This is a genomic window from Vibrio sp. 1978 (assembly GCF_033344345.1).
The window spans coordinates 1-503 of the sequence record NZ_JAWPOP010001112.1 but is presented as its reverse complement, the minus strand read 5'-3'; the positions used below and the strand labels follow the sequence as shown (position 1 = coordinate 503).

Below are 503 nucleotides of genomic sequence, written 5' to 3'. Positions count from 1 at the left end.
GCTTGCTCATTGGAGCAAGCCCTTTTTCTATGCGGGAAAGAAACTAATAAACCTTGTTTATCTTCACGTGCTTTTCAACAAGCCAACGTTGTTTACCCGCATCATCAAGCAGCAACGCCAAATCGACGGATTTATCTGTATCGGCTTCAACTTGCCAAGTAAACGTCACTTCCCACTGATTTTCGCTGTGAGTGCGAGTTTCCAAGTCCCCACCATCAATCATCCACTCGGTAGTACCCTGCTTTATAATCAGAGCCTCAGCAGTCAAATTCGCAGGCAGCTGTTTGTCGCCTTCCAGATACAAAGCACCTTGAATACTCAACTCTTGAACGTCTTGCACAGGTTCTTCCTCAATCGCAGGCATTAAGTTCACCCAAAGATTGCTCTTTAGTTCAACATTCACCTGATTCATCGTAATTTGGCTGCCTTGTTGCCAGTTCACTTGAGGAACAGAACTACAACCTACGAGCGATGCAATAAGTAAGGCTACGGGTGCAAGTTTC

1 protein-coding gene is annotated in these 503 nt (G+C 45.3%); it reads right to left on the bottom strand.

Annotated elements, in window-relative coordinates; genetic code table 11:
* Positions 1 to 43: 43 nt before the first annotated feature.
* The coding region (locus R8N49_RS30925; RefSeq protein ID WP_318190926.1) for a hypothetical protein at positions 44 to 503 on the bottom strand (460 nt) is incomplete at its 5' end.